Origin of the sequence: Streptomyces sp. NPDC102283 (genome assembly GCF_044766265.1) — a bacterium.
Classification (GTDB): Bacteria; Actinomycetota; Actinomycetes; order Streptomycetales; family Streptomycetaceae; genus Streptomyces.
In genome coordinates, this window is sequence record NZ_JBIWLQ010000005.1 from 458,049 (window position 1) to 484,588 (window position 26,540).

General features: G+C 72.2%; 20 protein-coding genes. 15 read left to right on the plus strand and 5 right to left on the minus strand.

Annotated elements, in window-relative coordinates; all coding sequences use genetic code 11:
• Positions 1–125 precede the first annotated feature (125 nt).
• The 3 genes from ACIRJT_RS13520 to ACIRJT_RS13530 all read left to right on the plus strand — a co-directional run bounded on the left by ACIRJT_RS13520 (position 126) and on the right by ACIRJT_RS13530 (position 3,867).
• The gene (locus ACIRJT_RS13520) at positions 126–1,622 is read left to right on the plus strand and encodes an N-acetylmuramoyl-L-alanine amidase (protein WP_403908192.1); all 1,497 of its coding nucleotides are present in this window, start codon (positions 126–128) and stop codon (positions 1,620–1,622) included.
• A 79-nt stretch (positions 1,623–1,701) separates the two neighbouring features.
• A complete protein-coding gene (locus ACIRJT_RS13525) occupies positions 1,702–2,793 on the plus strand; it encodes a sugar phosphate nucleotidyltransferase (RefSeq protein ID WP_403908194.1) in 1,092 nt (363 codons plus the stop codon).
• A gap of 66 nt (positions 2,794–2,859) precedes the next feature.
• Positions 2,860–3,867 carry a DNA-3-methyladenine glycosylase family protein gene (locus ACIRJT_RS13530; protein ID WP_403908196.1) on the plus strand — a complete coding sequence of 336 codons (1,008 nt, stop codon included), beginning with the start codon at positions 2,860–2,862 and terminating at the stop codon, positions 3,865–3,867.
• A gap of 206 nt (positions 3,868–4,073) precedes the next feature.
• Here the strand turns inward: ACIRJT_RS13530 and ACIRJT_RS13535 are convergent, their stop codons facing one another.
• From ACIRJT_RS13535 to ACIRJT_RS13545, 3 genes are read right to left on the minus strand one after another with little or no spacing between them, the layout of a single operon-like run.
• Positions 4,074–5,441: a coenzyme F420-0:L-glutamate ligase gene (locus tag ACIRJT_RS13535; protein WP_403908198.1), complete on the minus strand. Its 1,368-nt coding sequence runs from the start codon at positions 5,439–5,441 to the stop codon at positions 4,074–4,076.
• On the minus strand, positions 5,438–6,394 hold the full coding sequence (cofD, locus tag ACIRJT_RS13540; protein WP_371623800.1) for a 2-phospho-L-lactate transferase: 957 nt from the start codon (positions 6,392–6,394) through the stop codon (positions 5,438–5,440). Before cofD ends, ACIRJT_RS13535 begins: the two co-directional genes overlap by 4 nt.
• Before the next feature lie 13 nt (positions 6,395–6,407).
• Complete coding sequence (locus ACIRJT_RS13545) at positions 6,408–6,908, minus strand: cysteine dioxygenase (protein ID WP_403908200.1); 501 nt, start codon at positions 6,906–6,908, stop codon at positions 6,408–6,410.
• 709 nt (positions 6,909–7,617) lie between these two features.
• Here ACIRJT_RS13545 and ACIRJT_RS13550 point away from each other — a divergent pair.
• The 3 genes from ACIRJT_RS13550 (at position 7,618) to ACIRJT_RS13560 (ending at position 13,792) form a co-directional block, all read left to right on the plus strand.
• Positions 7,618–7,881, plus strand: coding sequence for a WhiB family transcriptional regulator (locus ACIRJT_RS13550; RefSeq protein ID WP_003968728.1), 264 nt, complete (start codon positions 7,618–7,620; stop codon positions 7,879–7,881).
• Between the two features lie 428 nt (positions 7,882–8,309).
• Entirely contained in the window at positions 8,310–12,257 is a 3,948-nt protein-coding gene (locus tag ACIRJT_RS13555) for a glycosyltransferase (protein ID WP_403908264.1), read from the plus strand.
• Positions 12,254–13,792 (plus strand): DUF5719 family protein, encoded by a 1,539-nt coding sequence (locus tag ACIRJT_RS13560; RefSeq protein WP_403908202.1) that lies wholly within the window; start codon positions 12,254–12,256, stop codon positions 13,790–13,792. The genes ACIRJT_RS13555 and ACIRJT_RS13560 overlap by 4 nt, the downstream gene beginning before the upstream one ends.
• A 192-nt stretch (positions 13,793–13,984) precedes the next feature.
• Here the strand turns inward: ACIRJT_RS13560 and ACIRJT_RS13565 are convergent, their stop codons facing one another.
• The gene (locus ACIRJT_RS13565) at positions 13,985–14,413 is read right to left on the minus strand and encodes a metallopeptidase family protein (RefSeq protein ID WP_403908204.1); all 429 of its coding nucleotides are present in this window, start codon (positions 14,411–14,413) and stop codon (positions 13,985–13,987) included.
• A 296-nt stretch (positions 14,414–14,709) separates the two neighbouring features.
• Here ACIRJT_RS13565 and ACIRJT_RS13570 point away from each other — a divergent pair, with 296 nt between their 5' ends.
• The 8 genes from ACIRJT_RS13570 (at position 14,710) to ACIRJT_RS13605 (ending at position 23,815) form a co-directional block, all read left to right on the plus strand.
• Positions 14,710–15,144 (plus strand): DUF3499 domain-containing protein, encoded by a 435-nt coding sequence (locus ACIRJT_RS13570; RefSeq protein WP_403908206.1) that lies wholly within the window; start codon positions 14,710–14,712, stop codon positions 15,142–15,144.
• Between the two features lie 93 nt (positions 15,145–15,237).
• Complete coding sequence (locus tag ACIRJT_RS13575) at positions 15,238–16,608, plus strand: phosphomannomutase/phosphoglucomutase (RefSeq protein ID WP_403908208.1); 1,371 nt, start codon at positions 15,238–15,240, stop codon at positions 16,606–16,608.
• A 625-nt stretch (positions 16,609–17,233) separates the two neighbouring features.
• Entirely contained in the window at positions 17,234–17,416 is a 183-nt protein-coding gene (locus tag ACIRJT_RS13580; protein ID WP_403908210.1) for a Trm112 family protein, read from the plus strand.
• 186 nt (positions 17,417–17,602) lie between these two features.
• Positions 17,603–18,739 carry an SIS domain-containing protein gene (locus ACIRJT_RS13585; protein ID WP_403908212.1) on the plus strand — a complete coding sequence of 379 codons (1,137 nt, stop codon included), beginning with the start codon at positions 17,603–17,605 and terminating at the stop codon, positions 18,737–18,739.
• A 259-nt stretch (positions 18,740–18,998) separates the two neighbouring features.
• Positions 18,999–20,174 carry a mannose-6-phosphate isomerase, class I gene (manA, locus tag ACIRJT_RS13590; RefSeq protein WP_403908214.1) on the plus strand — a complete coding sequence of 392 codons (1,176 nt, stop codon included), beginning with the start codon at positions 18,999–19,001 and terminating at the stop codon, positions 20,172–20,174.
• A gap of 87 nt (positions 20,175–20,261) precedes the next feature.
• Positions 20,262–21,245 carry a cation diffusion facilitator family transporter gene (locus ACIRJT_RS13595; protein ID WP_403908216.1) on the plus strand — a complete coding sequence of 328 codons (984 nt, stop codon included), beginning with the start codon at positions 20,262–20,264 and terminating at the stop codon, positions 21,243–21,245.
• 277 nt (positions 21,246–21,522) lie between these two features.
• Positions 21,523–22,980 (plus strand): adenosylhomocysteinase, encoded by a 1,458-nt coding sequence (ahcY, locus tag ACIRJT_RS13600; RefSeq protein ID WP_403908218.1) that lies wholly within the window; start codon positions 21,523–21,525, stop codon positions 22,978–22,980.
• 169 nt (positions 22,981–23,149) lie between these two features.
• A complete protein-coding gene (locus ACIRJT_RS13605) occupies positions 23,150–23,815 on the plus strand; it encodes a hypothetical protein (protein ID WP_403908219.1) in 666 nt (221 codons plus the stop codon).
• Between the two features lie 4 nt (positions 23,816–23,819).
• Here ACIRJT_RS13605 and ACIRJT_RS13610 read toward each other — a convergent pair whose 3' ends face one another.
• Positions 23,820–24,860 (minus strand): RDD family protein, encoded by a 1,041-nt coding sequence (locus ACIRJT_RS13610; protein ID WP_403908221.1) that lies wholly within the window; start codon positions 24,858–24,860, stop codon positions 23,820–23,822.
• A gap of 119 nt (positions 24,861–24,979) precedes the next feature.
• Here ACIRJT_RS13610 and ACIRJT_RS13615 point away from each other — a divergent pair, with 119 nt between their 5' ends.
• Positions 24,980–25,987, plus strand: coding sequence for a stage II sporulation protein M (locus ACIRJT_RS13615; RefSeq protein WP_403908223.1), 1,008 nt, complete (start codon positions 24,980–24,982; stop codon positions 25,985–25,987).
• Positions 25,988–26,540: the final 553 nt, after the last annotated feature.

Here is a 26,540-nt window from a genome sequence, read left to right on the forward strand (position 1 = left end):
ACGCGGGGGCGCTGTGCCGGGCGGGCTGAACGGGTGTCACGTACACCGGTTCGGCAGACGGCGCGTCACGTGGAGGCCGATGCCCGGGTAGCCGGACTCATGACTGTATGGCCAGGATCATGCGTATGCGTGCACTATTGGTCACCTCAGTCGGCGTCACCTGCGCAGCGGCCCTCACCCTGCCGCTCGCCGCCCCCGCCCTGTCCGCCCCGGCCGCGCACTCCGCCTCGGCCCGGCCTCCTTCCCTGTCCCCCGAGTCGCCCGGATCCGGCCCGCCGTCGGCCCGGACCGAAGCCGCCCCCGAAGTCCGCGGGGTCCCCGAAGCCTCCCTGGCCCCCGAGGCCGCCCCGCCGCGCACCGGCACGACCCGTGCGGCCGCGCTCGCGGGCTCGACGCAGTCCCTGCCGCTGGAACCCCTCGCCGCCCCGTCCGACCGGTCCGTGGGCCCGGCGGCTCCCGGCCAGGGGCTGGACCGGCGGACGGCCCGGCCCTTCTCCCTCGTGGGCGTCGTCTGGGACGACGCCGAAGCCGAACTCCACGGCACGGTCCAGGTCCGCACCCGCGCGAGGGGCGGCACGAGCTGGTCGGACTGGCAGGACGTCGAGACCCACAACGCCGAGCACGCCGCCGACCTGGGCAGCGCCGAGCGGGCGTCCGGCGCCGTGCGCGGAGCGACCGCCCCGCTCTGGGTCGGCGACTCGGACGGCGTGGAGGTACGCGTACGCCCGGAAGCCGCCGATCCGCAGCACGGGTCCGCCGCCCCGCTCCCCGAGGGGCTGCGCCTCGAACTCGTCGACCCCGGCGAGGATCCCGCGCCCGAAACCGCCCCCGACGCCTCGGCCGGCCGGACCGTCACGCAGGCGATGTTCGTCGGCAACCCGGTGCCGCCGACGACGACGGGGGTCGTGCCGGAGGTGCTCACCGCCGAGTCCGCCGCCAGCTCGGCCGTCATCCCCGCGCTGACCAAGGCGGAGACGGCGGAGGAGGCGGCGATCGTCGCGGCCGGGGCGAAGCCGTACATCGGCCCCCGCCCGAGGATCGTCACCCGCAAGGGCTGGGGCGCGGACGAGAAGCTCCGCGAGCGCAACTTCGCGTACACCAAGTCCGTCAAGGCGGCCTTCGTGCACCACAGCGCGACCGGCAACAACTACACCTGCAAGCAGGCCCCTTCGGTGCTCCGCAGCATCTACCGCTACCACGTCAAGAGCAGCGGCTGGCGCGACTTCGGCTACAACTTCGCCGTCGACAAGTGCGGAAACATCTACGAGGGCCGGGCCGGAGGCGTCTCCAAGGCCGTCCTGGGCGCCCACACCCTGGGCTTCAACACCAACACCATGGGGATCGCGGTGCTCGGCACGTACTCCTCCACCAACCCGCCCGCCGCCGCGGTGACCGCCGTCTCCAAGCTCACCGCCTGGAAGCTCGGCCTGTTCGGAGCCAACCCCAAGGGCAAGGTGACCCTCGTCTCCGGCGGAAGCGGCAAGTACAAGAAGGGCAAGAAGGTCAAAATGAACGTCATCTCGGGTCATCGGGACGGCTTCGCAACCGAATGCCCCGGAGCGCGTCTCTACAAGAAGCTCGGCAAGGCCCGGACCAGCTCCGCCAAACTGCAGGGCCGCTGACCGGGGAGTTACCGACCGGTCTGCTTAGACTGGCCAGCCACATCCGGGCCAGGCCCCAGCAGGAAGCAGAGACGGTGCTGTGACAGAGGCAAAAGAAGCGATTCTCCTGGTCGGTGGCAAAGGCACCCGGCTGCGCCCGCTCACGGTGCACACCCCGAAGCCGATGGTTCCGGCGGCGGGGGTCCCCTTCCTCACCCACCAGCTGGCGCGGGCCAGGGCGGCCGGGGTGGAGCACATCGTGCTCGCCACGTCCTACCTGGCGGAGGTCTTCGAGCCGTACTTCGGCGACGGATCCTCGCTCGGCCTGCACATCGAGTACGTCACCGAGCAGGAGCCGCTCGGCACCGGCGGAGCCATCCGCAACGTCGCGCCGAAGCTGTCCTCGGGGCCGGACGAACCGGTCCTGATCTTCAACGGCGACATCCTGACCGGGCTCGACATCCGGGCCCTGGTCACCTCGCACACCGTCTCCGGGGCGGATGTCTCCCTCCACCTGACCCGGGTCGAGGACCCGCGCGCCTTCGGCCTCGTGCCGACCGACGCGACGGGCCGGGTCACCGCCTTCCTGGAGAAGCCGCAGACGCCGGAAGAGATCGTCACCGACCAGATCAACGCCGGGGCGTACATCTTCCGGCGCTCGGTCATCGACTCCATCCCGGCGGGCCGCCCGGTCTCCGTCGAGCGCGAGACCTTCCCCGGGCTGCTCGCCTCCGGCGCCCACCTCCAGGGCATGGTCGACTCCACGTACTGGCTGGACCTCGGCACCCCGGGCGCCTTCGTCCGCGGCTCCGCCGACCTCGTCCTCGGCCGCGCCCCGTCCCCGGCGGTCCCCGGCCGCTGCGGCGACCGCCTGGTCCTGCCGACCGCCTCCGTGGCGGCGGACGCCAAGCTCACCGGTGGCACGGTGGTCGGCGCCGGCGCGGTGATCGGCGCGGGAGCGAGAATAGACGGCTCGACGATCCTGGACGGCGCGGTCGTCGAAGCGGGCGCGGTCATCACGGACTCCCTGGTCGGGTCCGGCGCCAGGATCGGCGACCGTACGGTGCTGGCGGGCGCGGTCATCGGCGACGGGGCACAGGTGGGCGCGGACAACGAACTGCGCGACGGGATCAGGATCTGGTGCGGCGCGGTCCTGCCGGACGCCTCGGTCCGCTTCTCCTCGGACCAGTAGGCCCGGTACCCGTACCCTCGAAGGACACCCCCGCACCAGGAAACACGCAGAACACCGAGGCCACCCGTGGCAGGACGATTCACCCCCCGCACCGCGCGAGCGGCGCTGCCGCACCAGGCTGCCGCCCCGGCGCGCCGGGCGGCTGCGCCCACGCACGACGGACCGCCGCTGACCCGGGAGTGGGCCCCGCCGGGCCCGCTGGACCTCCGCCTCGTCCTCGGCCCCCTGCGCCGGGGTCCGGCGGACCCCACGTTCCGGGTGGTCGCGGACGGCACGTTCTGGCGGGCCACCCGCACGCCCGAGGGCCCCGGCACCCTGCGCGTCGCGGCGCGCGGGGACCGGATCACGGCGGCGGCCTGGGGCCCCGGCGCGGACTGGCTGCTGGCGGGGCTCCCCGCCCTCCTGGGCGCGGACGACGACCCGGACGCCTTCGTCCCCCGCCACCGCCTGCTCGCCCTGACCCGACACCGCCGCCCGGGCCTGCGACTCCTCCGCACGGGCCTGGTCATGGAGTCGCTGATCCCCTCGATCCTGGAGCAGAAGGTCACCACGGACGAGGCGTACCGCGCCTGGCGCCACCTGGTCCGCCGCTTCGGCACCCCCGCTCCCGGCCCCACCGCGGACCTGGACCTGCATGTCATGCCGGACCCGCGGGGCTGGGCGATGATCCCGTCCTGGGAATGGCACAGGGCGAACGTCGACCCCAAGCGATCGTCGACGATCCTGCGCGCGGTACGGGTGGCCCGCCGGCTGGAGGAGGCGGCGACGATGAACCTCCCCGAGGCCCGGACCCGCCTGGAACTGATCCCCGGCATCGGCCCCTGGACCTCGGCCGAAACTCTCCAGCGCTCGAACGGCGCACCGGACGCGGTCACGGTGGGCGACCTGCATCTCCCCGGCATCGTGGGCCACGCCCTGGCGGACAACCGCGACGCGGACGACGAGGAGATGCTGACCCTGCTGACCCCGTACGAGGGGCAGCGCCACCGGGCGACCCGCCTGATCCTGCTCTCGGGCAACACCCCGAAGCGCCGGGCCCCGAGGATGACCCCGGGCAACATCACCCACCTGTAGCCGTCTCCGTCTTCCAGCCCCTCCGGCGCTGCTTCCAGCCCCTCCGGCGTTTGAGGAGCGGGGCCCGGGGCGGAGCCCCGAATCCAGCCCGTCCGGCGCTTGAGGACAAGAGGGGCCCGGGGCGGAGCCCCGGTTTCGGGAAGGGGCGGGTAGGGGAAAGCCCCGCGCAGCGGCACCCAGCGCCCCCCGCACCACCCCGCCCCACATCACCGCACGGTGAGAAACGCCTCCACATCCCGAACGCCCCGCTCCCGAGGCGCCCCCGCCGCATGCCCCACAGCCACCGCCCCCAACGGATCCCAGGACGACGGCAGCGACAACACCTCCCGCACCACGGACCGGCAGAACATCGTCGAGGACACCCACGCCGACCCCAGCCGCTCACCCGCCAGCGCCACCAGGAAGTTCTGCACGCCCGCGCCCGCCGCGACCACGAACATCTCGCGCTCCGCGGTGTCGCGCCGCTCGTCCCCGTACGTGTGCGAGCCGTCCATCACCAGGCACGGCACCGCCAGATACGGCGCGTCGCGCAGCACATCCCCGCGCCGCACCCGCTTGGCGATCGACTCCTCGTCCTTGCCGTCGCGCCGCAGGTCCTCGATCCACGCGTCCCGCATCGCGTCGAGCAGCCGGGTCCGCGAGGCGGCGGACTCCAGCAGCACGAACCGCCACGGCGTCGTGTGATGAGGAGCGGGCGCGGTCACCGCCGCCGCCACCGCCCGCCGCACGGCCCCCGGATCCACCGGCTCGTCGGTGAACTCGCGCACCGTACGCCGCAGCGTCACCGCTTCACGGACCGCCTCCGACGTCCCGAGGCGGAACATGTCGTCGGCGGCGCTCCGCACCAACGCACGGGCACCGGGTTCGTCGCCGGGGGACACCACGTGCCGCAGCCCCCGCACCACGGCGACGGGCAGTCCCTCCGTCTTGCCCTTGACCAGGTCCCCGGCCGCGGCCAGCTCGTCCGCCGTGGCCACGACGGTGGCGCTGAGCGGATTGCCGTACGCGTCCGTCCCGCCGCGCAGATCGTCCAGCACCCGCACCCCGGCCGCCCCGATCGCCACGTCGGTCAGCCCGTTGCGCCAGGGCCGTCCGAAGGTGTCCGTGACGACGACGCCGACCTCCACGCCGAGGGCGTCCCTCAGCCCGTCCCGGATGGCCCGGGCGGAGGCGTCGGAGTCCTCGGGCAACAGCAGGACGGTTCCGGCCGGCGTGTTCGAGGCGTCGACCCCGGCGGCGGCCATGACCAGACCCTGCCGGTTCTCCACGATCCGCAGCGGCCCGCGCCGGGCCACGACCCGCACGGTCTCGGCGTCTATGGCGGCCTCGCGGTCGGCGGCCTCGACGATCCGGCCCTCGGCCTTGGAAACGATCTTCGAGGTGACGAGCAGGATGTCCCCGTCGACCAGCGCCGGCTCGGCCGCGGCGATCAGTTTGGCGAGATCGTCGCCGGCCCGCACCTCGGGCATCCCGCCCAGCGCCCAGACCCGAAAGGAGGGTGCACCGTCACCAGCCCCAGGTCCACCGTCACCAGCCCCAGGACCACGATCACCGACGCCAGGAGAACCGCTCACGCCCGTACCTCCTCGGCCAGATCCAGCGCCTGCCGGGCCATTTCGGCGGTCGCGTCCACGTCCGTCATCATCAGCGGCACCGCCCGGCAGCGGATCCCCGCCGCCTCGACCTCACCGACCGCACCCGCGTCCACCGTGTCCACCAGCCAGCCGTCCAGCAGCCCCGAACCGTAGTGCTGGGCCACCGCCGCGGCGGTCGACTCGACGCCCACCGCGGCGAGCACCTTGTCCGCCATCCCGCGCACGGGCGCGTCCCCGACGATGGGGGAGAGGCCGACGACCGGCACCCCGGCCTCGGCGATGGCCTCCCGGATCCCGGGCACCGCGAGGATCGTGCCGATGGACACCACCGGATTCGACGGCGGGAAGACGATGACATCGGCCGAACCGATGGCCTCCAGAACCCCCGGAGCCGGCTTGGCCTGCTCCGCGCCGACCGGCACGATCGCCTGCGCCTCGACGGAGGCGCGCAGCTTCACCCAGTACTCCTGGAAGTGGATCGCCTTGCTCTCGCCGTCCGTCTCGACGGCGACATGCGTCTCGACCCGATCGTCGGACATGGGGAGCAGCCGCACGCCCGGCTGCCACCGGGCGCAGAGCGCCTCGGTGACCGCGCTCAGCGGATAGCCCGCGCCCAGCATCTGCGTACGGACGATATGGGTCGCGAAGTCGCGGTCGCCCAGCCCGAACCACCCGGGCCCCACGCCGTACGCCGCGAGCTCCTCCTTGACCTGGAAGGTCTCGTCGGTCCGCCCCCAGCCCTGCTCCTCGTTGATGCCACCGCCGAGGGTGTACATCACGGTGTCGAGGTCGGGGCAGACCTTCAGCCCGAACAGATGGATGTCATCACCCGTGTTGCCGATCACCGTGATGTCCGCGTCGGGCGCGGCCTGCTTGAGGCCGCGAAGGAAGCGGGCACCGCCGATACCACCGGCCAGAACAACAATGCGCATGCGGAGCAGTTTGTCAGGCGGGTACGGCGTCCACGGCCGTCGGGGCGCTTTGCGTGGCGTGCATCGGCATCTCGGTCAGGCCCGGGTAGTAGATGTGCAGACTCACCGCCGGTTCGAGTGAGTCGTTGACCACTTCGTGGACGTACCCCGGCGCGAAGGCGCGCTGCGCGCCCGCGCCGAGCGACCGCGCCCCGCTCTCGGTGCGCTCGGTCAACTCGCCCTCCAGGACCGTCAGTACGCCGGCGGAGAGGCCGTGGTCGTGACGCCCGCTGCCCTGTCCGGGCACCCAGCTGAGCAGCCACACCTCGTAGCCGGGGCCCTGGTGCAGGCGGTGGTACCAGCGGGAGGCGGAGTCGTACTGGACGATTCCGGCCCACCGCGTGCGGTCGGCCGCGATGGAGCGGGCGAGGCCGACGAATTCGGAGACGGTGGAGGGGTGCTCGCGGGCGGGCTGCAGGAGGTGCTGGACCTCGAGGATGTCGCCGGCGATCTGGAGGTCGCTGTCGCTGTTCATGGCTGCGGTGGTTCCTCGGCATGGGGGGTGCACGTGCGGGGGAGTCGCGGTGAGCGTCGGCGGCTCGGAAGGAGCCGCAGGAGGTGCGAGGTGCGGGGGAGGAGCGGGAGGAGACGAAGAAAGACGCTCGACCGGAGAGGCTGGATCAGAGCTGGAGCGCTACGGCATCAACAGCTGTGACAGCTGGAACAGCAACAGCGGGCCTGGACAGCGCTACGGAACCCACGGATGTGGGTGACGCGCGTGGCTGTGGTCGCTGGCATGGAACCAAGGAGACCGGCTCGGGGCGTCCACTGTCAACCCAATGCCCGATATGGGGGCAATGTTTCACCCCTTCCGGTTGTCGGGTTTGGAGAAAGGTTTATGCATGCCTGGGCGGGGACATGTGGCGCATCATCCGCGCCTTCAAACGTGACTGACGCTCCGTGACCTGACTGTGATCTTGATCGCTTCGGTGATCGAATCGCAACACAAGGGTGGGCTCGCTCGTCTCTCACGGGGAGGGCGTGGAGCTGTGGGCCCGTGGCATATGTCAGGTTTTTGCTGATTTGAACACTTTCTGCGTACGCTTGGTTCCGCAGAGTGAATCCCTGGGCCAATAGCAGATCCTCGCTTGACTGGCCCGAAGCTACACACTTGTAATTTCACTCGTGTCGTTCAGCCGCAAACGGCTGCATCACGGGACGCAAGAGACAGACGAGGGGCGCACATGACCGAGCTGTTCCAGCAACTGCTGGTCGAGGACGCGGACGAGGAACTCGGCTGGCAGGAGCGCGCACTGTGCGCCCAGACCGATCCCGAGTCCTTCTTTCCCGAAAAGGGCGGATCCACCCGCGAGGCCAAGAAGGTCTGCCTCGCCTGTGAGGTGCGTTCGGAATGCCTTGAGTACGCCCTCTCCAACGACGAACGCTTCGGCATCTGGGGTGGGCTCTCCGAGCGGGAGCGACGGCGCCTCAAGAAGGCCGCCATCTGACCGCCCGCCACCAACCGGCACCGCCACCACCCGCCACCGGGGGCGTCGGCCACCGCACCCCGCACCACCAAGAGCCCCCGGGGCGCGAACCGCAGAGCGGCCCGCACGCCCTCTCCCCACACCTCCTACCTCCCCGCACGCCCTCCCCCGCGCCTCCGGCCGAGCCCGCCCCCTCCCATCGGGCAGGCTCCCGGGACCCGATTCCCCACCCTCGACGGCCCGCCTGCCGCCCCCTTCCCCGGGGCTCGGCAGGCGGGCCGTCGGCATGTCCGGGCCCGGTACCTTCACCCGCTCGGACCCTCGCCACCTGTCCGTACCGTTAGTGTGGGGCCCCGTCCGAGACGCGCCAACGCCCCGACGGCGCGCGCGTGTACACCGATGCAGCCCCCGGGGACGCCCCCGGACCCGGCCGGAGGGCCCGTACCTCGATGTCCGTGCACAGCCACTCGGCGGCGCCGAACGCGGCCGCCGCCGCCCCAGAGTTCCCCCGGCACGTCGTCACCGCCGTGCTCGTCTCCCACGACGGCGCCCGCTGGCTGCCCGACGTGCTGGCCGGGCTGCTCGGGCAGGAACGCCCCGTACAGAACGTCGTCGCCGCCGACACCGGCAGCGCCGACGATTCGGCCCGGCTGGTCACCGAAGCGCTCGGTGACGAACGCGTCCTGCACCTCGCACGCCGTACGAGCTTCGGCACCGCCGTCGACGAGGCGGCCCGCACGGCCGGAGTCCTGACCCCGGACGACCTGCCCTACCTCAAGCGCCCCAGCGGCTGGGACCCGGCCGGCCGGACCTGGGTCGACGAGAACTACGACCTCCCCGAACTGCCGCACGGCGAACCGGTCCAGTGGCTCTGGCTGCTGCACGACGACTGCGCACCCGAGCCGGACGCGCTCGCCGAGATGCTGCGCGTCGTCGAGACCGACAAGCACGCCACGATCGTCGGACCCAAACTGCGCGGCTGGTACGACCGCAAGCAGCTCCTCGAAGTCGGCGTCTCCATCGCCAACAGCGGACGCCGCTGGACGGGCCTGGACCGCCGCGAGCAGGACCAGGGCCAGCACGACCAGGTCCGCACCGTCCTGTCCGTCTCCTCCGCCGGCATGCTCATCCGCCGCGACGTCTACGAGGAGCTCGGCGGCTTCGACCGCAGGCTCCCCCTGATGCGCGACGACGTGGACCTGTGCTGGCGCGCCCACCTGGCGGGCCACCGGGTCCTCGTCGCCCCGGACGCCGTCCTGCGGCACGCCGAGGCCTCGGCCCGCGAACGCCGGCCCATCGACTGCGCCGGCCGCTCGGTCGCCGGCCCGCACCGCGTCGACAAGGCGGGCGCGGTCTACACGATGCTCGTCAACGCCCGCGGCAAGGCCCTGCCCTGGGTCCTGCTCCGGCTCGTCGTCGGCACCCTGCTCCGAACCCTCGCCTACCTCGTCGGCAAGGTGCCCGGCCAGGCCCTCGACGAGGTCACCGGCCTGCTCGGCACCCTGCTGCGCCCCGGCCGGATCCTCGCCGCCCGCCGCGACCGCGGCAAGGGCGCCGTCGACGCCGCCGAACTGCGCGCACTGTTCCCGCCGCCGGGCGCGACCGTCCGGGCCACCGTCGACCAGGTCGCCGGCAACTTCGGCGGCCGCAGCGACGCCGACGCGGGCGGTTCACGGCACGGTGCCGTCGAATCCGGGCCGGGCGGCGACGACGCCGACTTCCTCGAAGTCGACCAGTTCGCCCGCCTCAAGCGCATCGGCCGCAAACCGGGGCCCATCCTCTTCGCGCTGCTCCTGATCGTCTCCCTCGTCGCCTGCCGCAACCTCCTCAGCGGCGGCGCACTGGCGGGCGGTGCGCTGCTGCCCGCCCCCGCCGAGATCGGCGCGCTCTGGGGGAGCTACGCGGACGCCTGGCACACCGTCGGCACCGGCGGCACCCAGACCGCACCGCCCTACCTCGCCCTGCTCGCCGCCCTGTCGGCCCTCTTCCTCGGCTCGACCGGCCTCGCCGTCAGCGTGCTGCTGGTCTGCTCGATCCCGCTGGCCGGGCTCACCGCCTACTTCGCCTCCCGCCCGCTGCTCCCCTCCCGCCTGCTGCGGGCCTGGGCGAGCGTCGCGTACGCCTTCCTGCCCGCCGCGACCGGGGCCCTGGCCACCGGCCGCCTCGGCACCGCCGTCCTCCTCGTCCTGCTCCCGCTGACCGCCCGCGCGGGCGTCGCCGCCCACGGGCTGGGCGCCGACAGCGCGGCGGGGGAGCGCGGCAGCTGGCGCGCCACCTGGGCGTACACGCTGCTGCTGACCGTCATGATGGCGTTCACCCCGATCGTCTGGCCGCTCGCCGTGGTCCTCGGCATCGGCGTCCTCGTGCTGCGGCGCGGCGACATCACGGCGTACGGACTCCGCTTCGTCGCCGCCGTCGGCACCCCGGTCCTGGTCCTCGCCCCCTGGTCGCTCACCCTCCTGACGAACCCGTCCGCGCTCCTGACCGAAGCGGGCCTGGACATCGGTACGGGAACGGCATCGGGCCTCGACCTGCTCGGCATCAGCCCCGGCGGCCCCGGCGCGGCGGGCGGCATCCTGCTCCTCGGCATCGTGCTGGCGGCGCTCGCCGCCCTGCTGCGCGAGGAGCGGCAGTTCGCCGTCCGCACCGCCTGGGCGGTCGCGCTCGTCGGCTTCCTCTTCGCCGCCGTCGCCAACGGGTCCACCTGGGCCGGACCCGCCACCCTCGTCTACGGCACCGCCCTGATCGCCGCCGCCCTGGTGGGAGCGGACGGGGCCCGCATCCGGGTCGCCGAGCAGAGCTTCGGCTGGCGCCAGCCCCTCGCCGTGCTGATCGCGCTGGCCGCCGGGCTGGCCCCGGTCCTGGCCGCGTTCAGCTGGATGATCGGCGGCGCCGACGGGCCCCTGGAGCGGCGCGACCCCGTCCAGGTGCCCGCCTTCGTGGCGGAGGAGAGCACCACCCGCGACCAGCCCCGCACCCTCGTCCTCGGCGGCAGCTCGCCCGACTCCGTGGCGTACAGCCTGGTCCGCGGCTCGGGCGCGCGCCTCGGCGACGGCGAACTCACCGAGGCGGGCGGCAGCAACAGCCACCTCGACAAGGTCGTCGCCAACCTCATCGCCGGGTCCGGCGCCGACCAGGGCGGCCAGCTCGGCGGCTTCGCGATCCGCTACGTCCTCGTCCGGGACGGAGCACCGCGCCAGATGAGCCGGGTCCTCGACTCGACGCCCGGCCTCAGCCGCCTCAGCCAGCTCGACGGCAGCGCTCTGTGGCGGGTGGACCGTCAGGTCGCCCGCGTGATGATCACCCCGGCTTCCGGCGAGGGCGAGCACCTCCCGGTCGGCTCGGCCGCGGTCGAGGCCCACTCCGACATCCCGTCCGGCGGGCCGGGCCGCGTGCTGCGGATCGCGGACGCCGCCGACCCGGGCTGGACGGCGACCCTGGACGGCAAGCCGCTGACCCGCAGGACGGTCGACGGCTGGGCCCAGGGCTTCGAACTGCCCGCGGACGGCGGCCGTCTGGACCTCACCTACGACGCCCCGATCACGCACACCGCGTGGATCTGGGCGCAGGCCGGGCTCCTTCTGGTCCTGGTGGTCATGGCGTTGCCGGGCCGCCGCAGGGAGATCGACGACGACCTGCCCGAGGAGACGGCGCCCGCCGTCGCCGCCGAGCCGGTCGACGGAGAGGGCCGTCGCGCCCGCAGGCTGCGCGCCGCGGCCCAGGCCGAGGCGGCTGCCGCCGCCGAGGAGACCGGGGACGGCGCCTACCTCGACGACCGCGATCCGTCGCGAGCGGCGGACCCGGCGGCTGACCCGGCGGCGAACCCGGCAGGGGCCCCGGCACCGGTCCCGACGGCGGCCCCGGGGGAGTACATCCCCGCGCAGCAGTCCGCCGACCCGTACGCCGCGAATCCCCCGGCGCACGACCCGCAGGAAGCCACCGGCGGCTACGCGGCGGTCCCGCAGCAGCAGCACGACGCGTACGCGCAGTGGGACGGCCAGCAGCAGCCGGGCGCCGACTACTACGCGACGTACCAGCCGGACCCGTACGCCCAGCAACAGCAACAGCAACAGCAACAGCAACAGCAACAGCAACAGGGCACCGGCTACCAGGGATACGACGCCCAGGAGCCCTACACACAGCAGGGCACGTACACCGAGCAGGGCACATACGGCGGCCAGGGCACGTACAGCGACCAGGCGTACAACGCCCAGGGCGCGTACGACGAGTACGGCCAGTACGCCAGTGGGCAGTACCAACAGCAGCCCTACACCGACCCCGCCCAGCAGCCCCGGCCCGACCAGCACTCCGCCGAGAACGGCGAACACACCGACACCCCGGCCCCGGGCCAGGCCCCGTGGCAGACCGGTAACGCATCGCGAGGCGAGTCCGAGTGAAGTCCACCCACCTGTCCCTGATCGCCGGCGCCGCCGTCCTGGCCGCCATCACCGGATTCGCCACGGTCACCGCGCCCGGCGCCCCGGCGGACACCGCGGCGAAGTCCGCCGCGCTGCTGCCGGTCGAGCGCTCCAGCCTGGTCTGCCCGGCGCCCAGCAGCTCCGACCTCGCGGAGACGCGGTACACCTCGTTCACCCCGGCGGGCGAGGGCGGCGACGCCAAGGGCACCGCCGAGCTGAAGCCGGCCCTGCCGGTCGTGGACGACGAGGACGAGACCGACCCGAAGAAGGTCAAGAAGGCCGAGGACGCGGCGAAGAAGGCGAAGGAGAAGGCCGACAAGCCGGTCCTCGCCGTGAAGGAGCCCGGAAAGCCGGTCGTCGCCGAGGCGGACGGCGCCGACGCCCCGGCCCTCGTCGGCACGGCCACCGGCAAGCTGGCCCCCGGCTGGGCCGCACAGCAGACCACCGAGGTCACCGCGGGCGGCGCCCGCGGGCTCCTCGGGGTCACCTGCACCGCGCCCGACACGGACTTCTGGTTCCCGGGCGCGAGCACCGCCAAGTCCCGCCAGGACTACCTCCACCTCACCAACCCCGAGGACGCGGCCGCCGTCGCCGACATCGAGCTGTACGGCCCCGAGGGCGCGCTCAAGTCCGAGGTCGGCGACGGCATCACCGTGCCGGCCCGCTCCAGCGTCGCCGTTCTTCTGTCCACCCTCACCGCCGAGGCCGTCGACCAGTTGACCGCCCATGTCACCACGCGCTCGGGGCGGATCGGAGCGGTCGTCATGAGTGCGGACGACAGCGCGGGCAGCGACTGGATCACCGCGTCCGAGGACCCCACCGGCACGCTCGTACTGCCCGGCATCCCGGCCGACGCCACCTCCGTACAACTGGTGGCGTTCGCGCCCGGCGAGAACGACGCGGACGTGAAGGTCCAACTGATGGGGAAGAACACGGCGTTCTCCCCGGCCGGGAACGCCACCCTGCACATCAAGTCCTCGATGACGGCGGCCGTCGACCTCAAGGACGTCACCCGCGGCGAGCCGGGCTCCCTGCGCCTGAGCCCCGTCGAGAAGGACCGGGCGACCCCGATCGTGGCCGCACTGCGCGTGGTCCGCGGCAAGGGCGACAAGCAGGAGGTCGCCTACATCCCGGCCACCGGACCGGTCGGCGCACGGGCGAGCGTCCCGGACAACCGGGCCAAGGGCTCGACGCTGTCCCTGACCGCGCCGGGCGCCACGGCCAAGGTGAAGGTCACCGCGTCGGCGGGCAGCGAAGGCGGCGAACCGACCGTGGAGACGTACACGGTCAAGGCCGGCACGACCCTCGCCGTCACCCCGAAGGCCCCGGACGGCCTCAAGGGCGCCTACGCACTGACCGTCGGGACGACCTCCGGCGGCCCGGTCCACGCGTCGCGTTCCCTGACGCGCACGGAGGGCGGCGTCCAGATGTTCACCGTGCAGACGCTCCCCGACGACATGGGCACGGTCGCGGTCCCGTCGGCCGTCCAGGACCTCTCGGTCCTGGACGACTGAGGGCGCGTCCCGCAGCCGGGCACCGGGGAGGGCCCGGCCTTTCGTCCGGACCCACCGGGCTCGCGGGGGCCGACGGGTCCGGCGGGGGGCGGCGGATCCGGGTGGGGTCCGGCAGCTCCCGGGTGGGGTCCGGCAGGTCCGGCCTGATCCGATCCGGTCTGATCCGATCCGGCCTGATCCGGACGGAAGACCCTAGTCCTGCCCGTACCGGGGGTCGACCGATTCGGGCGCCAGCCCCAGCAACTCGGCGACCTGCTCGACGACGACCTCGTGCACGAGCAGGGCGCGCTCGTCGCGGCTCTTGGTGCGGAGCTCGACGGGCCGCCGGTAGACGACGATCTGCGCGGGCCGTCCCTTGCCCGCGGACACCGAGCTGCCGAGCGGAACGACCTCCTCCGGAGTGCCGGGCACATCGAGGACGACGAAGTCGACCTCGGCCAGCTGGGGCCAGCGCCGCTCCAGCCGCTCCACCGAGTCCTGGACCAGATCACGGAAGGTCTCGCCCCGGCTGGCCGACAGCGGAACCTGCGGTGGCGCGACCGGCCCGCGCATACCGCGGCCATGACGGTCACGGCGCCGGGGCCGCGGCTCGAACGGGTGGGGAGGTACGGAGCTGTCCATCACCGACGCAGCCTAACGCTCCGGGGACCGGCGTGATCGGCGAGCCGACGCGGCCGACCGGGCCTTTCGGAGGGGGACTCGTCCCCCTTCCGGATGTCCGCAGTTGAACATTTCGGCCAAGGTTGAGCCCTTTTCAGGCCCGTGATCCGATCATCGACCCTGCGCCCCGACGCCGCGAGCGGCCTCCGCCCGTGAACGGCACGACCGCCGTGCGATCTCCTGCCCCCGTCCCGGCGCAGGTCAGGGCAGTCGCCTGGAACGCGGCCGTGCCGCAGGCCACAGGGCGACACGGTGGGGTGACCCGAGGGGGGAGTCGTCGCAGCCCGCTCAAGAGTGCGGTACCGTCCAACATCGTGAGCCCTGTACGTCGCTGTTCGCGCACCGCGTGCGGCCGCCCTGCCGTCGCGACACTGACGTACGTCTATGCCGATTCGACTGCGGTCCTCGGCCCGCTCGCCACCTACGCCGAGCCCCACTGTTACGACCTCTGCGCCGAACACAGTGAGCGGCTTACCGCGCCACGGGGTTGGGAAGTGGTGCGGCTCTCCGACGGCTCCGCACCGGCACACCCCAGCGGCGACGACCTCGAAGCACTGGCCAACGCGGTCCGCGAAGCGGCACGCCCGCACGACCGGGGCCGGGACGGCGGGGGCCGGGGACCACGCGCCGCCGACCCGGTGGAAGTGGCCCGCCGAGGTCACCTGAGAGTGCTGCGCTCACCGGACTCCTGAAGCCGACTTCCCGGCCCATCCCGAGGCCCCATCCTGAGGTGCGGCCAGGCCGGGTAGTTTGGGCGGTCCGCAAAGACCCCAGGAGGACCGGCCGTGGTTGCTGATCTGTCGCAGCTCGTGAAGGCGTACGACGTGCGCGGCGTAGTGCCCGACCAGTGGGACGAATCGCTGGCCGAACTCTTCGGAGCCGCGTTCGTCCAGGTCACGGCCGCCGACGCGATCGTGATCGGCCACGACATGCGCCCCACGTCGCCCGGTCTCGCCGGCGCGTTCGCCCGGGGCGCGGCGGCCAGGGGCGCGGATGTCACGCTCATCGGCCTCTGCTCGACGGACCAGCTGTACTACGCGTCGGGGGCCCTCGGCCTCCCCGGGGCGATGTTCACGGCCTCGCACAACCCGGCGCAGTACAACGGCATCAAGATGTGCCGGGCGGGCGCCGCCCCGGTCGGCCAGGACACCGGCCTCGCCGAGATCCGCACCCTGGTCGAGCAGTGGTCGGAAGGCACCCCTCGGCCGACGGCCGCCACCGCCCCCGGCACGATCACCGAGCGGGACACCCTCACCGACTACGCTGCCCACCTCCTCGGCCTGGTCGACCTCAAGGCGATCCGCCCCCTCAAGGTCGTGGTCGACGCGGGCAACGGCATGGGCGGCCACACGGTCCCCACGGTCCTCGGAGGCCTCCCGCTCGACCTGGTCCCCCTGTACTTCGAGCTGGACGGGACCTTCCCCAACCACGAGGCCAACCCCCTCGACCCCAAGAACATCGTCGACCTCCAGGCCCGTGTCCTCGCCGAGGGCGCCGACCTCGGCCTCGCCTTCGACGGCGACGCGGACCGCTGCTTCGTGGTCGACGAGCGGGGCGCGGGCGTCTCCCCCTCCGCGATCACGGCCCTGGTCGCCGCCCGAGAGCTGGTCCGCAACGGCGGCGAGGGCATCGTCATCCACAACCTGATCACCTCCTGGTCCGTCCCCGAGGTGGTCCGCGAGAACGGCGGCACCCCGGTCCGCACCCGCGTCGGCCACTCCTTCATCAAGACGGAGATGGCGGAGCACGGCGCGATCTTCGGCGGCGAGCACTCGGCGCACTACTACTTCCGCGACTTCTGGAACGCCGATACGGGCATGCTCGCCGCCCTCCACGTACTGGCCGCACTCGGCGGCCAGCAGAAGCCGCTCTCCGAACTGGTCGCGGAGTACGACCGGTACAGCGGCTCCGGCGAGATCAACTCCACCGTCGCCGACCAGGCAGGCAGCCTGGCCGCGGTCAGGAAGGTCTACGGCGCCCGCGACGGCATCACCTTCGACGACCTGGACGGCCTCACGGTCACGGCCGCCGACTGGTGGTTCAACCTCCGCGCCTCGAACACGGAACCGCTCCTGCGCCTGAACGTCGAGGCGCGGGACGAGAAGACGATGGCGGCGGTACGCGACGAGGTCCTTGGCCTGATCCGCGAAGCCTGAACCAGCAGACGTCCGCTCGGACCCCGCTAGGCACCTCCGAAGCCTGCTCCCCACCCCGGGCCCATCCCTTCTTGGGCCCGGCGCATTCAGCCCCTCCGGCGTCTGCTCCCCACCCCGCCCCACCCCAGGCCCATCCCTTCTTGGGCCCGGCGCATTCAGCCCCTCCGACGTTTGCTCCCCACCCCGCCCCACCCCAGGCCCATCCCTTCTTGGGCCCGGCGCATTCAGCCCCTCCGACGTTCGCTCCCCACCCCACGCCCATTCCTCCTTGGGCCCCGCGCATTCAGCCCCTCCGGCGTTTGAGGAGCGGGGTCCGGGGCGGAGCTCCGGTTACGGGAAGGGGCGGGGCGGGGAGAAGCACGCCGCAGGCGCCCACCTTCGCCACCCGAGCCTGCGCCCGCCACCCGAGCCTGCGCCCGCCACCCGAGCCTGCGCCCGCCACCCGCACCCGCACCCGCCACCCGCACCCGCACCCCACCTCGCACGGCAACCCCCACACACAGGCGCCCACCCGCATCCCCCGTTTCGTCCCCCCGGCCGGGCCGCGCCCCCTCCACCCCAGCGGTAGGCTGACGACGCCTGATCCACGCGGATCGGAACTCGCATGCTCGAAGGGACTCACCCCATGGCGCTCGAAGCCGGCCTCCTGGAGATCCTGGCCTGCCCTGCCTGCCACTCCCCGCTCGACGACCGTTCGGCGGCGGACAGCCCCGAGCTGGTCTGCTCGGGCGACGACTGCGGCCTGGCCTACCCGGTCCGGGACGGCATCCCGGTCCTTCTCGTCGACGAGGCGCGCCGCCCCGCCTGACCGCGAGCGGCACGCGTATGGGCAGGGCGACGCCGGACGACGCGGAACGGCACCCGGCAGCGCACGACAGCCGGGCCCGACCACAGGTAGGGGCCACCGTTCGGCACCGTGCCCGCCCCGGCGGCCACGCCGCCCGTACCCGTATCCGCAGCCCGCGACCCGCCCGGTGATCGGAGGCCCATCGCCATGCTCGACGAGTCCCTGCTCGACGCCCCGGAAGCCCTGGCCCGAGCCGACCGCCGCGAACTGCTGCGCGGCGCCGCCGAGGCCGGCGCCCGGGTCCGTACCGCCGCCCGGCACGCGGCCGAAGCCGGCATCGGTGGCCTGAACCCGGAGGGCCGGCCCCGAGCCGTCCTCGTGGCGGGCCCCGGCACCGCTGCCTCCGGGGTGGCCGACCTGATCGGCGCACTGGCGGGCGCGGCCGCCCCCGTCGTACGCATCCACCCCACGGGCGTGGCCGCCGCTCCCGGCGCCCTCCGCTGGGCCCTGCCCGGCTGGGCCGGCTCCGTGGACCTGCTCCTCATCGCGACCGCCGACGGTTCCGAACCGGGCCTCGCCCGGCTCGCCGAGCAGGCCTACCGCCGCGGCTGCACCGTCGTCGCCGTCGCCCCCACCCGTTCACCGCTGCGCGAGGCGGTCGACGGGGTGCACGGCCTGGTCGTCCCGATGGCCGCCGCCCCGCACGGCGAGTACGACGCGGAGACCTCCGCCGCCGGCCCCGGCACCCTGTGGGCGCTGCTCACCCCCCTGCTGGCGCTTTTGGACCGGGTCGGCCTGGTGACCGCGCCTCCCGAGGACCTGCAGAAGGTCGCGGACCGCCTGGACCGCACCGCGGAACGCTGCGGTCCGGCCATCGCCACGTACGGCAACCCGGCCAAGACACTCGCGGCCGAGCTCGCCGACAGCCTGCCGCTGCTGTGGACGGAGGGTGACGCCGCGGGCCCGGTGGGACGCCGCTTCGCCGCCGTACTGTCCGAACTCGCCGGCCGCCCCGCCCTGTCCGCGGAACTGCCCGAGGCACTGCCCTCGCACGGCACGCTCCTCGCCGGGGACTTCGCGGCCGGCGCGGACCCCGACGACTTCTTCCGCGACCGGGTCGACGAGGGCGAGACGCTGAGGGCCCGGGTCGTCCTGCTCCGGGACCGCCCGACAGGAGGCCTCAGCGCCTACCCGGCGGCACGGGAGCTGGCGCTCGGCCACGACACCCCCGTGAGCGAGCTGGAGCCGGAGGAGGGCAGCGCACTGGAGGCCGTGGCCGAACTGCTCGCGATCACCGACTTCGCGGCGGTCTACCTGGCACTGGCCTCGGCCCCCCAGCCCTGACGCAGCCCTGACAGAAGCACACGCCCCCCGGGCACAGCGCCCACGGCCCCCAGGCACCGTGCCCACAGGAAACACCCCACAGGAAACACCCCACAGGAAACACCTCACGGAGCACACCGCGCGAGGACCGCGCGAGGAAAGCACAGGCAGGGACCGCGCCGCGTTACCCTCCGGCCACCCCCACGACCCCAGAACCTCACGCACCACTGATACCCCTGGTGCCACACCCACCCGCCCCGCCCCACCTGAGGACGACTCCATGGACCGGCTGTCCAACACCGTGCGCCCCTACGCCTGGGGGTCCACCACGGCCATTCCCGCCCTGCTCGGCACCGCGCCCACCGGCGAACCCCAGGCCGAGATGTGGATGGGGGCCCACCCCGGAGCGCCCTCGCGTATCACCCGCACCACCGCGGCCGGTGAGACGGAGCTGGCGCTCACCGAGGCCATCGACGCCGACCCGGAGGGGGAGCTGGGCGCGCCCACGGTCGCCCGGTTCGGCCCCCGCCTCCCCTTCCTCCTGAAGCTCCTCGCCGCCGGCGCCCCCCTCTCCGTCCAGGTCCACCCGAATCTGGAACAGGCCCGTGAGGGCTACGCCGACGAGGAGTCCCGGGGCGTCCCGATCGACGCCCCGCACCGCACGTACAAGGACGCGAACCACAAGCCCGAACTCATCTGCGCCCTCACCCCCTTCGACGGACTGTGCGGCTTCCGCAGCCCCACCGAGGCGGCGGACGCGATGGAGGCGCTCGGGGTCGACTCCCTCAAGCCGTACGTGGACCTCCTCCGCGCCCACCCGGAGGAAGCGGCGCTCCGCGAGGTGCTCACGGCGATCCTCGGCGCGGAACCGGCGGAGATGGCCGAGACCGTGGCGGAGGCGGCCGCTGCCGCCGAGCGTCTCGGCGGCGTCCACGCCCCGTACGCCCGTATCGCCCACCACTTCCCCGGCGACCCCGGCGTACTGGCCGCGATGCTGCTGAACTACGTGCAACTCCAGCCCGGCGAAGCCCTGTTCCTCGGCGCGGGCGTCCCGCATGCCTACCTCGACGGCCTCGGCGTCGAGATCATGGCCAACTCGGACAACGTGCTGCGCTGCGGCCTGACCCCCAAGCACATCGACGTCCCCGAACTCCTGCGGGTCGTCCGGTTCGAGGCCACCGAGCCCGGCGTGCTGCGCCCGGAGGCGGCACCCTCGGGCGAGGAGCTCTACGAGACCCCGGCCGACGAGTTCGCCCTGTCCCGCTTCACCCTCGCCCCAGGGGCGGCCCCCACCGAACTGACCGCCCCCACGCCCCAGATCCTGCTCTGCACGGCGGGCTCGGTCACCGTCGGCGAACTCGCCCTCGAACCGGGGGAGTCCGCGTACGTTCCGGCCGGCGAGACCGCCGAAGCGGCGGGACAGGGAACACTCTTCCGGGCCACCGTGGCCGCCTGACCCACGGACCGTCCCGACGGCTGCAACAATGTGCCGCCTCACCGCGGCGGCACCTGCCGCACACCGACGAAGGGACACCACGCACTCATGAGCGCGTCAGGCGGAACCAAGGCGATCGTGGCGGCACTCGTCGCCAACCTCTCGATCGCCGTGGCCAAATTCGTAGCGTTCCTCTTCAGTGGTTCGTCGTCGATGCTCGCGGAGAGCGTCCACTCGCTCGCCGACTCGGGCAACCAGGGACTCCTGCTGCTCGGCGGCAAGAAGGCGAAGCGCGACGCCACCCCTCAGCACCCCTTCGGCTACGGGCGCGAGCGCTACATCTACGCGTTCCTCGTCTCCATCGTCCTCTTCTCGGTCGGCGGCATGTTCGCGGTCTACGAGGGCTACGAGAAGATCAAGGATCCGCACGAGATCGAGGCCTGGTACTGGCCGGTCGGGGTGCTGGTCTTCGCGATCATCGCGGAGATCTTCTCCTTCCGTACGGCGATCCGTGAGTCCAACCAGACGCGCGGAGACCGCTCCTGGACCGAATTCGTCCGCCGCTCCAAGGCGCCCGAACTGCCGGTCGTTCTCCTGGAGGACCTCGGCGCGCTCGTCGGCCTGGTCCTGGCGCTCGCGGGCGTCGGCCTGGCCCTCGGCACCGGCAACGGAGTCTGGGACGGCATCGGCACCCTCTGCATCGGCATTCTGCTGATCCTCATCGCGATCGTCCTGGCCGTCGAGACGAAGTCCCTCCTGCTCGGCGAGTCCGCCGGCATCGAGGACGTCGAGAACATCAAGGCGGCCGTGGTCGACGGCGAGACGGTCACCCGCATCATCCACATGCGCACCCTCCACCTCGGCCCCGAGGAACTGCTGGTCGCCGCCAAGATCGCGGTCCGGCACGACGAGACCGCGACCGAGGTGGCCGACGCCATCAACGCCGCCGAGAACCGCATCCGCGCGGCGTGCCCGATCGCCCGGGTCATCTACCTGGAGCCGGACATCTACAACGCGGAGGCCGCAGCGACCGGAACCAACCCGGGCACCGACACGGAAGACGGCCCGGCTTCGAAGGAATCTGGCCACTGACCCACCGCACATCAGCCCCGATCGGCCCGGTGACCCCTCACACACGCCCCTCTCCGCGAACGGGCTGGGGCTCACTGGGCCGTTCGGTGTAGATTCGGATACGGATAACAGACGTCGCTGCTGATGGCGGTCGACCGGCTGGCGCGAGCGAGCCGGGCGAGGGACAGAGGGCCTCCGACGGACTGCACTGCGAACCGCCCGGGCATTCGTGTGCCCGCCGTGCCGCAGAGTCAGCCCAGACAGCCCACCCTCGACCCATCACGAGGAGCAGCCCGTTATGACGACGGCCACCAACCGCCAGGACTTCAAGGTCGCCGACCTCTCCCTCGCCGCCTTCGGGCGCAAGGAGATCACGCTCGCCGAGCACGAGATGCCCGGCCTGATGTCGATCCGCAAGGAGTTCGCCGCCGCTCAGCCGCTGGCCGGCGCCCGTATCACCGGCTCGCTGCACATGACCGTGCAGACCGCCGTGCTCATCGAGACCCTCGTCGCCCTGGGCGCCGAGGTCCGCTGGGCCTCCTGCAACATCTTCTCCACCCAGGACCACGCCGCCGCGGCCATCGCGGTCGGCCCGAACGGCACTCCGGAAGCCCCCGCGGGCGTCCCCGTCTTCGCCTGGAAGGGCGAGACGCTGGAGGAGTACTGGTGGTGCACGGAGCAGGCGCTGACCTGGCCGAACACCCCCACCGGCGGTCCGAACATGATCCTGGACGACGGTGGCGACGCCACCCTCCTCGTCCACAAGGGCGTCGAGTTCGAGAAGGCCGGCGCAGCCCCGGACCCGTCGACCGCGGACAGCGAGGAGTTCGCCCACATCCTCACCCTGCTGAACCGCACCCTCGGCGAGGCGCCGCAGAAGTGGACCCAGCTGGCGTCCGAGATCCGCGGTGTCACCGAGGAGACGACGACGGGTGTCCACCGCCTGTACGAGATGCACCGTGACGGTTCCCTCCTGTTCCCCGCGATCAACGTGAACGACGCGGTGACCAAGTCGAAGTTCGACAACAAGTACGGCTGCCGCCACTCCCTGATCGACGGCATCAACCGCGCCACCGACGTCCTGATCGGCGGCAAGACCGCTGTCGTCTTCGGCTACGGCGACGTGGGCAAGGGCTGCGCGGAGTCCCTGCGCGGCCAGGGCGCCCGGGTGATCATCACGGAGATCGACCCGATCTGCGCGCTGCAGGCGGCGATGGACGGCTACCAGGTGGCCACGCTGGACGACGTCGTGGAGCAGGCGGACATCTTCGTCACCACGACGGGCAACAAGGACATCATCATGGCCAAGGACATGGCCCGGATGAAGCACCAGGCGATCGTCGGGAACATCGGCCACTTCGACAACGAGATCGACATGGCCGGCCTCGCGAAGATCGACGGCATCGTCAAGGACGAGGTCAAGCCCCAGGTCCACACCTGGAAGTTCCCCGACGGCAAGGTCCTCATCGTCCTGTCCGAGGGCCGCCTCCTCAACCTGGGCAACGCGACCGGGCACCCGTCCTTCGTGATGTCCAACAGCTTCGCGGACCAAACCCTCGCGCAGATCGAGCTGTTCACGAAGCCCGAGGAGTACCCGACCGACGTGTACGTGCTGCCCAAGCACCTGGACGAGAAGGTCGCCCGACTCCACCTCGACGCCCTGGGCGTCAAGCTCACGACGCTGCGCCCCGAGCAGGCGGCGTACATCGGTGTCGAGGTAGCGGGCCCGTACAAGCCCGACCACTACCGCTACTGATCCACCCGAGGCCACTGATCCCCCCTCGGCGTTCGGAAGGCCGGCCTCCCGAACGCCGAGCGGCGTCACAGCCCGCGGCAGCAGATCCGAGCGCAGGCCCCCGCACCCCCGTGCCGGGGGCCTGCTCCCGTTACCGCCCCCGTACGACCCGAGGAACCCGAAGGACCCCATGCCCCGCGGCAGGTATTCGCTCCACGACCTTCACGATCACACCCCCCTCGGTGAAGAACACTTCCACTGTGCCCCCGGCCCCTCCGGCTGGCGCTACGTCTCCCAGACCACAGCCCCCACCGGAGACCACCTCGGCTCCGTCGACCTCGCCCTGGACGAGCTGGGCAGGCCCATCCGCCTCGAACTCCACGCCGCGAGCTGGCAGGTGCGAGGAGCAGCCCTGGAAGGGGTCACCTGGGTCCGGACCGACCCGACCGGCAGCCACGCCACCGAAGGCAATGTCCGCGCCCACGCCTTCGCCGGCACGTCCCCCGCTTTCCTCGTCGCCATGACCCGCCTCCTGCGTCTCACCCCCGCTTCCCCCACGACCCGCGTCCGCGTGGTCACCTTCACGGACCCGGTCCTCGCCCCCAGGACCGTCGACCAGTCCTGGGCCCTGGTGAACAGTGAAGCGCACACCACTGACAACGGCCCCCTGATCGTGGACGAATACCAGGTCAGCGCCCTGGACACCGGGGAACAGCACACCATCCACATCGCCGGTGACGTGGTTCTCGCGGCCCCCGGCATCGAGCTCGAACACCTGGAGACGCCACCCTCCCCCCGCGCCTCGGACACCCGGGCCGGCCAGGACCTGTCGCCGCCCGCGCCGGACACCGTCTAGCCGACTAGCCGGGCGGAGCGAACCCGCCCGAGGGAGCACTCCCACGTCGCGGCCCGTGGCCACCGTCGGCACCGCGCCCCGCTCCGGAACCGCCCTCGGCGGCACCTCCACCGGCGGAGCCGCCCTCACCACGGGACTCCACAGCCCCACCGAAATCACCGACCCGAGCGGCTACGGAGCCCCCAGGAGCCCCGGTGTACCCCCCGGCCACGGCAGGCACCGACCCCCCGAAGAGCCCACCCGACCCGCCAGGCGCGACGACCCCGGACGGTACGGAGGCCCCCTCGGCGCGAGGCCCGGCGAACACGCGCCGCGCATCCCGTGACTGCCGCTCATGAACCACCGCGGCCAGGAACGCGGCGGCCGGAACGCCCTGCGGCGCGGCGGCTCCCGTCCGTGCGACCAGGTCACCTGCCAGCCGTTCCGCGATCGAACGGCCCACGCCGGGATCCAGCTGCTGCATCCGGGTCAGGTACTGCCGTATCGCGAGCCAGAGTTCTTCGGGCACGGCAGACAGATCCACCTGCGCGAACCGGCCGACCAACCAGGGCGGGGGAGGCGGCACGGAGACGGACCGGCCCGTGGCCGCGACCCGTTCCCGGATCACCAGCGTCCCGGCGAACACGTCACCGATCCGGCGTCCCCGCGCCGACACCAGCGACGCGACCGAGGCCACGGCGCCGAAGGTCATGAGGATCTCGACAAGCCCCATCGCCCCGCGCACGAGTGCGTGCCGGAACCGGATCGGCCCACCGTCGTCCCGCACCACCCGCAGCCCACAGGCCAGCTTTCCCAGTGAGCGGCCATGACTCAGCGTCTCCACCGCGACCGGCCCACCGATCAGCACCAGCAGGAAGGAGGCGACCCCGATCGCCGCGACCGCGGCCTCGTCCAAGGAGACGGAAGCGACGCCCAGCACGACCGATACCAGGATGAAGACGACGAACGTCACCGCCAGGTCTATCGCCGAGGCCAGCGCCCGGCTCGGCAGCCGCGCGGGCCTCAACCTCAGAACGACCGCGTCCCCGGTCACCAGATCACTCATCGGGCCCCACCCTTCGCCGACCTTCTCTGCCCCAGCCGGGCACAGTCTGCCAAGCTGACCGCCAGCGCCCCGCAGCAGTACATACCTGTACGCACCCTTGCCTGGAGCAACAGACGCCCATGGACCTCGACGTCTTCGTCACCGCCCACCGCACGGAGTGGGACCGCCTCGAACACCTCCTCCGCCGGGGGCGCCGCCTCACGGGCGCGGAAGCGGACGAACTCGTCGTCCTCTACCAGCGCACGGCGACCCACCTCTCGCTGGTCCAGTCGAGCAGCCCCGACCCGCTCCTCACCGGACGCCTCACCCAGCTCGTGGCCCGCGCCCGGTCGACGGTGACCGGCACCCGTAAGGCCTCCTGGCGGGACGCGGCCCGGTTCCTCACGGTGGGATTTCCCGCGGCGGTCTACCGCTCGCGTCACTGGTGGATTCCCACGGCAGTGCTCTCGACAGCGCTGGCGGCACTGCTGGGCTGGTGGATCGGTACGCACCCCGAGGTACAGGCCGCGATCGCCGCGCCGGATGACCTCCGTGCGATGACCCGGCCGGGCGGGGAGTACGAGACCTACTACTCCAGCCACCCGGCCGCGTCGTTCGCGGCGCAGGTGTGGACGAACAATGCGCAGGCCGCGGCCCTGTGCCTGGTCCTGGGGGCGTTTCTCTGTATACCCGTGATCTGGATCCTCTTCCTCAACATGCTGAACCTCGGCGTGGGCATAGGCCTCATGTCCTCCGCGGGCCGTCTCGACGTCTTCCTCGGCCTGGTCCTGCCCCACGGTCTGCTCGAACTGACCGCGGTGTTCGTCGCCGCCGGCACAGGGCTACGCCTCGGCTGGACCGTGATCGACCCGGGCCCCCTGTCACGCAGGACCGCCCTGGCTCAGCAGGGCCGCGCCGCCCTGGGCATGGCGATCGGTCTGGCACTGGTCCTGTTCGTCTCCGGACTCATCGAGGGATTCGTGACCCCGTCCGGCCTTCCGACCTGGGCCCGGATCACGATCGGCATCGCCGCTGAGCTGGCCTTTCTCGCATACGTCTACATCCTGGGCGGCCGTGCGGCCCGCGCCGGCGACACAGGTGACCTCGCAGCGGTCGAACGCAGCGCCGAACTTCCCACGGCAGCCTGACGGCCGATGTGCTTTCACCCCTGCTGACCTGCTAGTGTCCTCCAAGCCCACAAAAACCGTTGACACGGTGAATGTGGGGAGGTAGATTTGAACGGTTGCCTCGGACTAGACAGGTTCGAGTTGAGCGCGTAGTATCTATCCCGCTCGTGCAGGAGTGCCTGTTAACTCCGCCGGGCCAAGTGATTCTCCTTTCTCGAAATCTCATCGAGCCGTTCGTTTAGCTCCGAGAGTTTCTGATAAAGTCGGATCTGCCGAAAGGTAAGGTCACTCCGCTGGCCACCGGAAATCAAATTCGGACCGGAAACGGAACGGAAAAGAGTCTGGTAAAGTCGGACTCGCCGGAAAGGGAAAACGCGAAAGCGAAGAACCTGGAAAGCGAGATGCGGGGCCCGCTTCGACCGGGAATCGGACACGAAAGAGTCTGATAGAGTCGGAAACGCAGGACAGCAAGACAAAGCAGTAAACGAAGGGAAGCGCCCGGAGGGCCCCGGTGATACGGGACCGAAGGAAGCGTCCGTTCCTTGAGAACTCAACAGCGTGCCAAAAGTCAACG

Coding starts and splice junctions, on each gene's coding strand:
- ACIRJT_RS13520 (WP_403908192.1), top strand. CDS start 126: ATGCGTGCACTATTGGTCACCTCAGTCGGCGTCACCTGCGCAGCGGCC.
- cofD (WP_371623800.1), bottom strand. CDS start 6,394: ATGCGCATTGTTGTTCTGGCCGGTGGTATCGGCGGTGCCCGCTTCCTT.
- ACIRJT_RS13545 (WP_403908200.1), bottom strand. CDS start 6,908: ATGAACAGCGACAGCGACCTCCAGATCGCCGGCGACATCCTCGAGGTC.
- ACIRJT_RS13550 (WP_003968728.1), top strand. CDS start 7,618: ATGACCGAGCTGTTCCAGCAACTGCTGGTCGAGGACGCGGACGAGGAA.
- ACIRJT_RS13555 (WP_403908264.1), top strand. CDS start 8,310: ATGTCCGTGCACAGCCACTCGGCGGCGCCGAACGCGGCCGCCGCCGCC.
- ACIRJT_RS13565 (WP_403908204.1), bottom strand. CDS start 14,413: ATGGACAGCTCCGTACCTCCCCACCCGTTCGAGCCGCGGCCCCGGCGC.
- ACIRJT_RS13580 (WP_403908210.1), top strand. CDS start 17,234: ATGGCGCTCGAAGCCGGCCTCCTGGAGATCCTGGCCTGCCCTGCCTGC.
- ACIRJT_RS13585 (WP_403908212.1), top strand. CDS start 17,603: ATGCTCGACGAGTCCCTGCTCGACGCCCCGGAAGCCCTGGCCCGAGCC.
- manA (WP_403908214.1), top strand. CDS start 18,999: ATGGACCGGCTGTCCAACACCGTGCGCCCCTACGCCTGGGGGTCCACC.
- ACIRJT_RS13595 (WP_403908216.1), top strand. CDS start 20,262: ATGAGCGCGTCAGGCGGAACCAAGGCGATCGTGGCGGCACTCGTCGCC.
- ahcY (WP_403908218.1), top strand. CDS start 21,523: ATGACGACGGCCACCAACCGCCAGGACTTCAAGGTCGCCGACCTCTCC.
- ACIRJT_RS13605 (WP_403908219.1), top strand. CDS start 23,150: ATGCCCCGCGGCAGGTATTCGCTCCACGACCTTCACGATCACACCCCC.
- ACIRJT_RS13610 (WP_403908221.1), bottom strand. CDS start 24,860: ATGAGTGATCTGGTGACCGGGGACGCGGTCGTTCTGAGGTTGAGGCCC.
- ACIRJT_RS13615 (WP_403908223.1), top strand. CDS start 24,980: ATGGACCTCGACGTCTTCGTCACCGCCCACCGCACGGAGTGGGACCGC.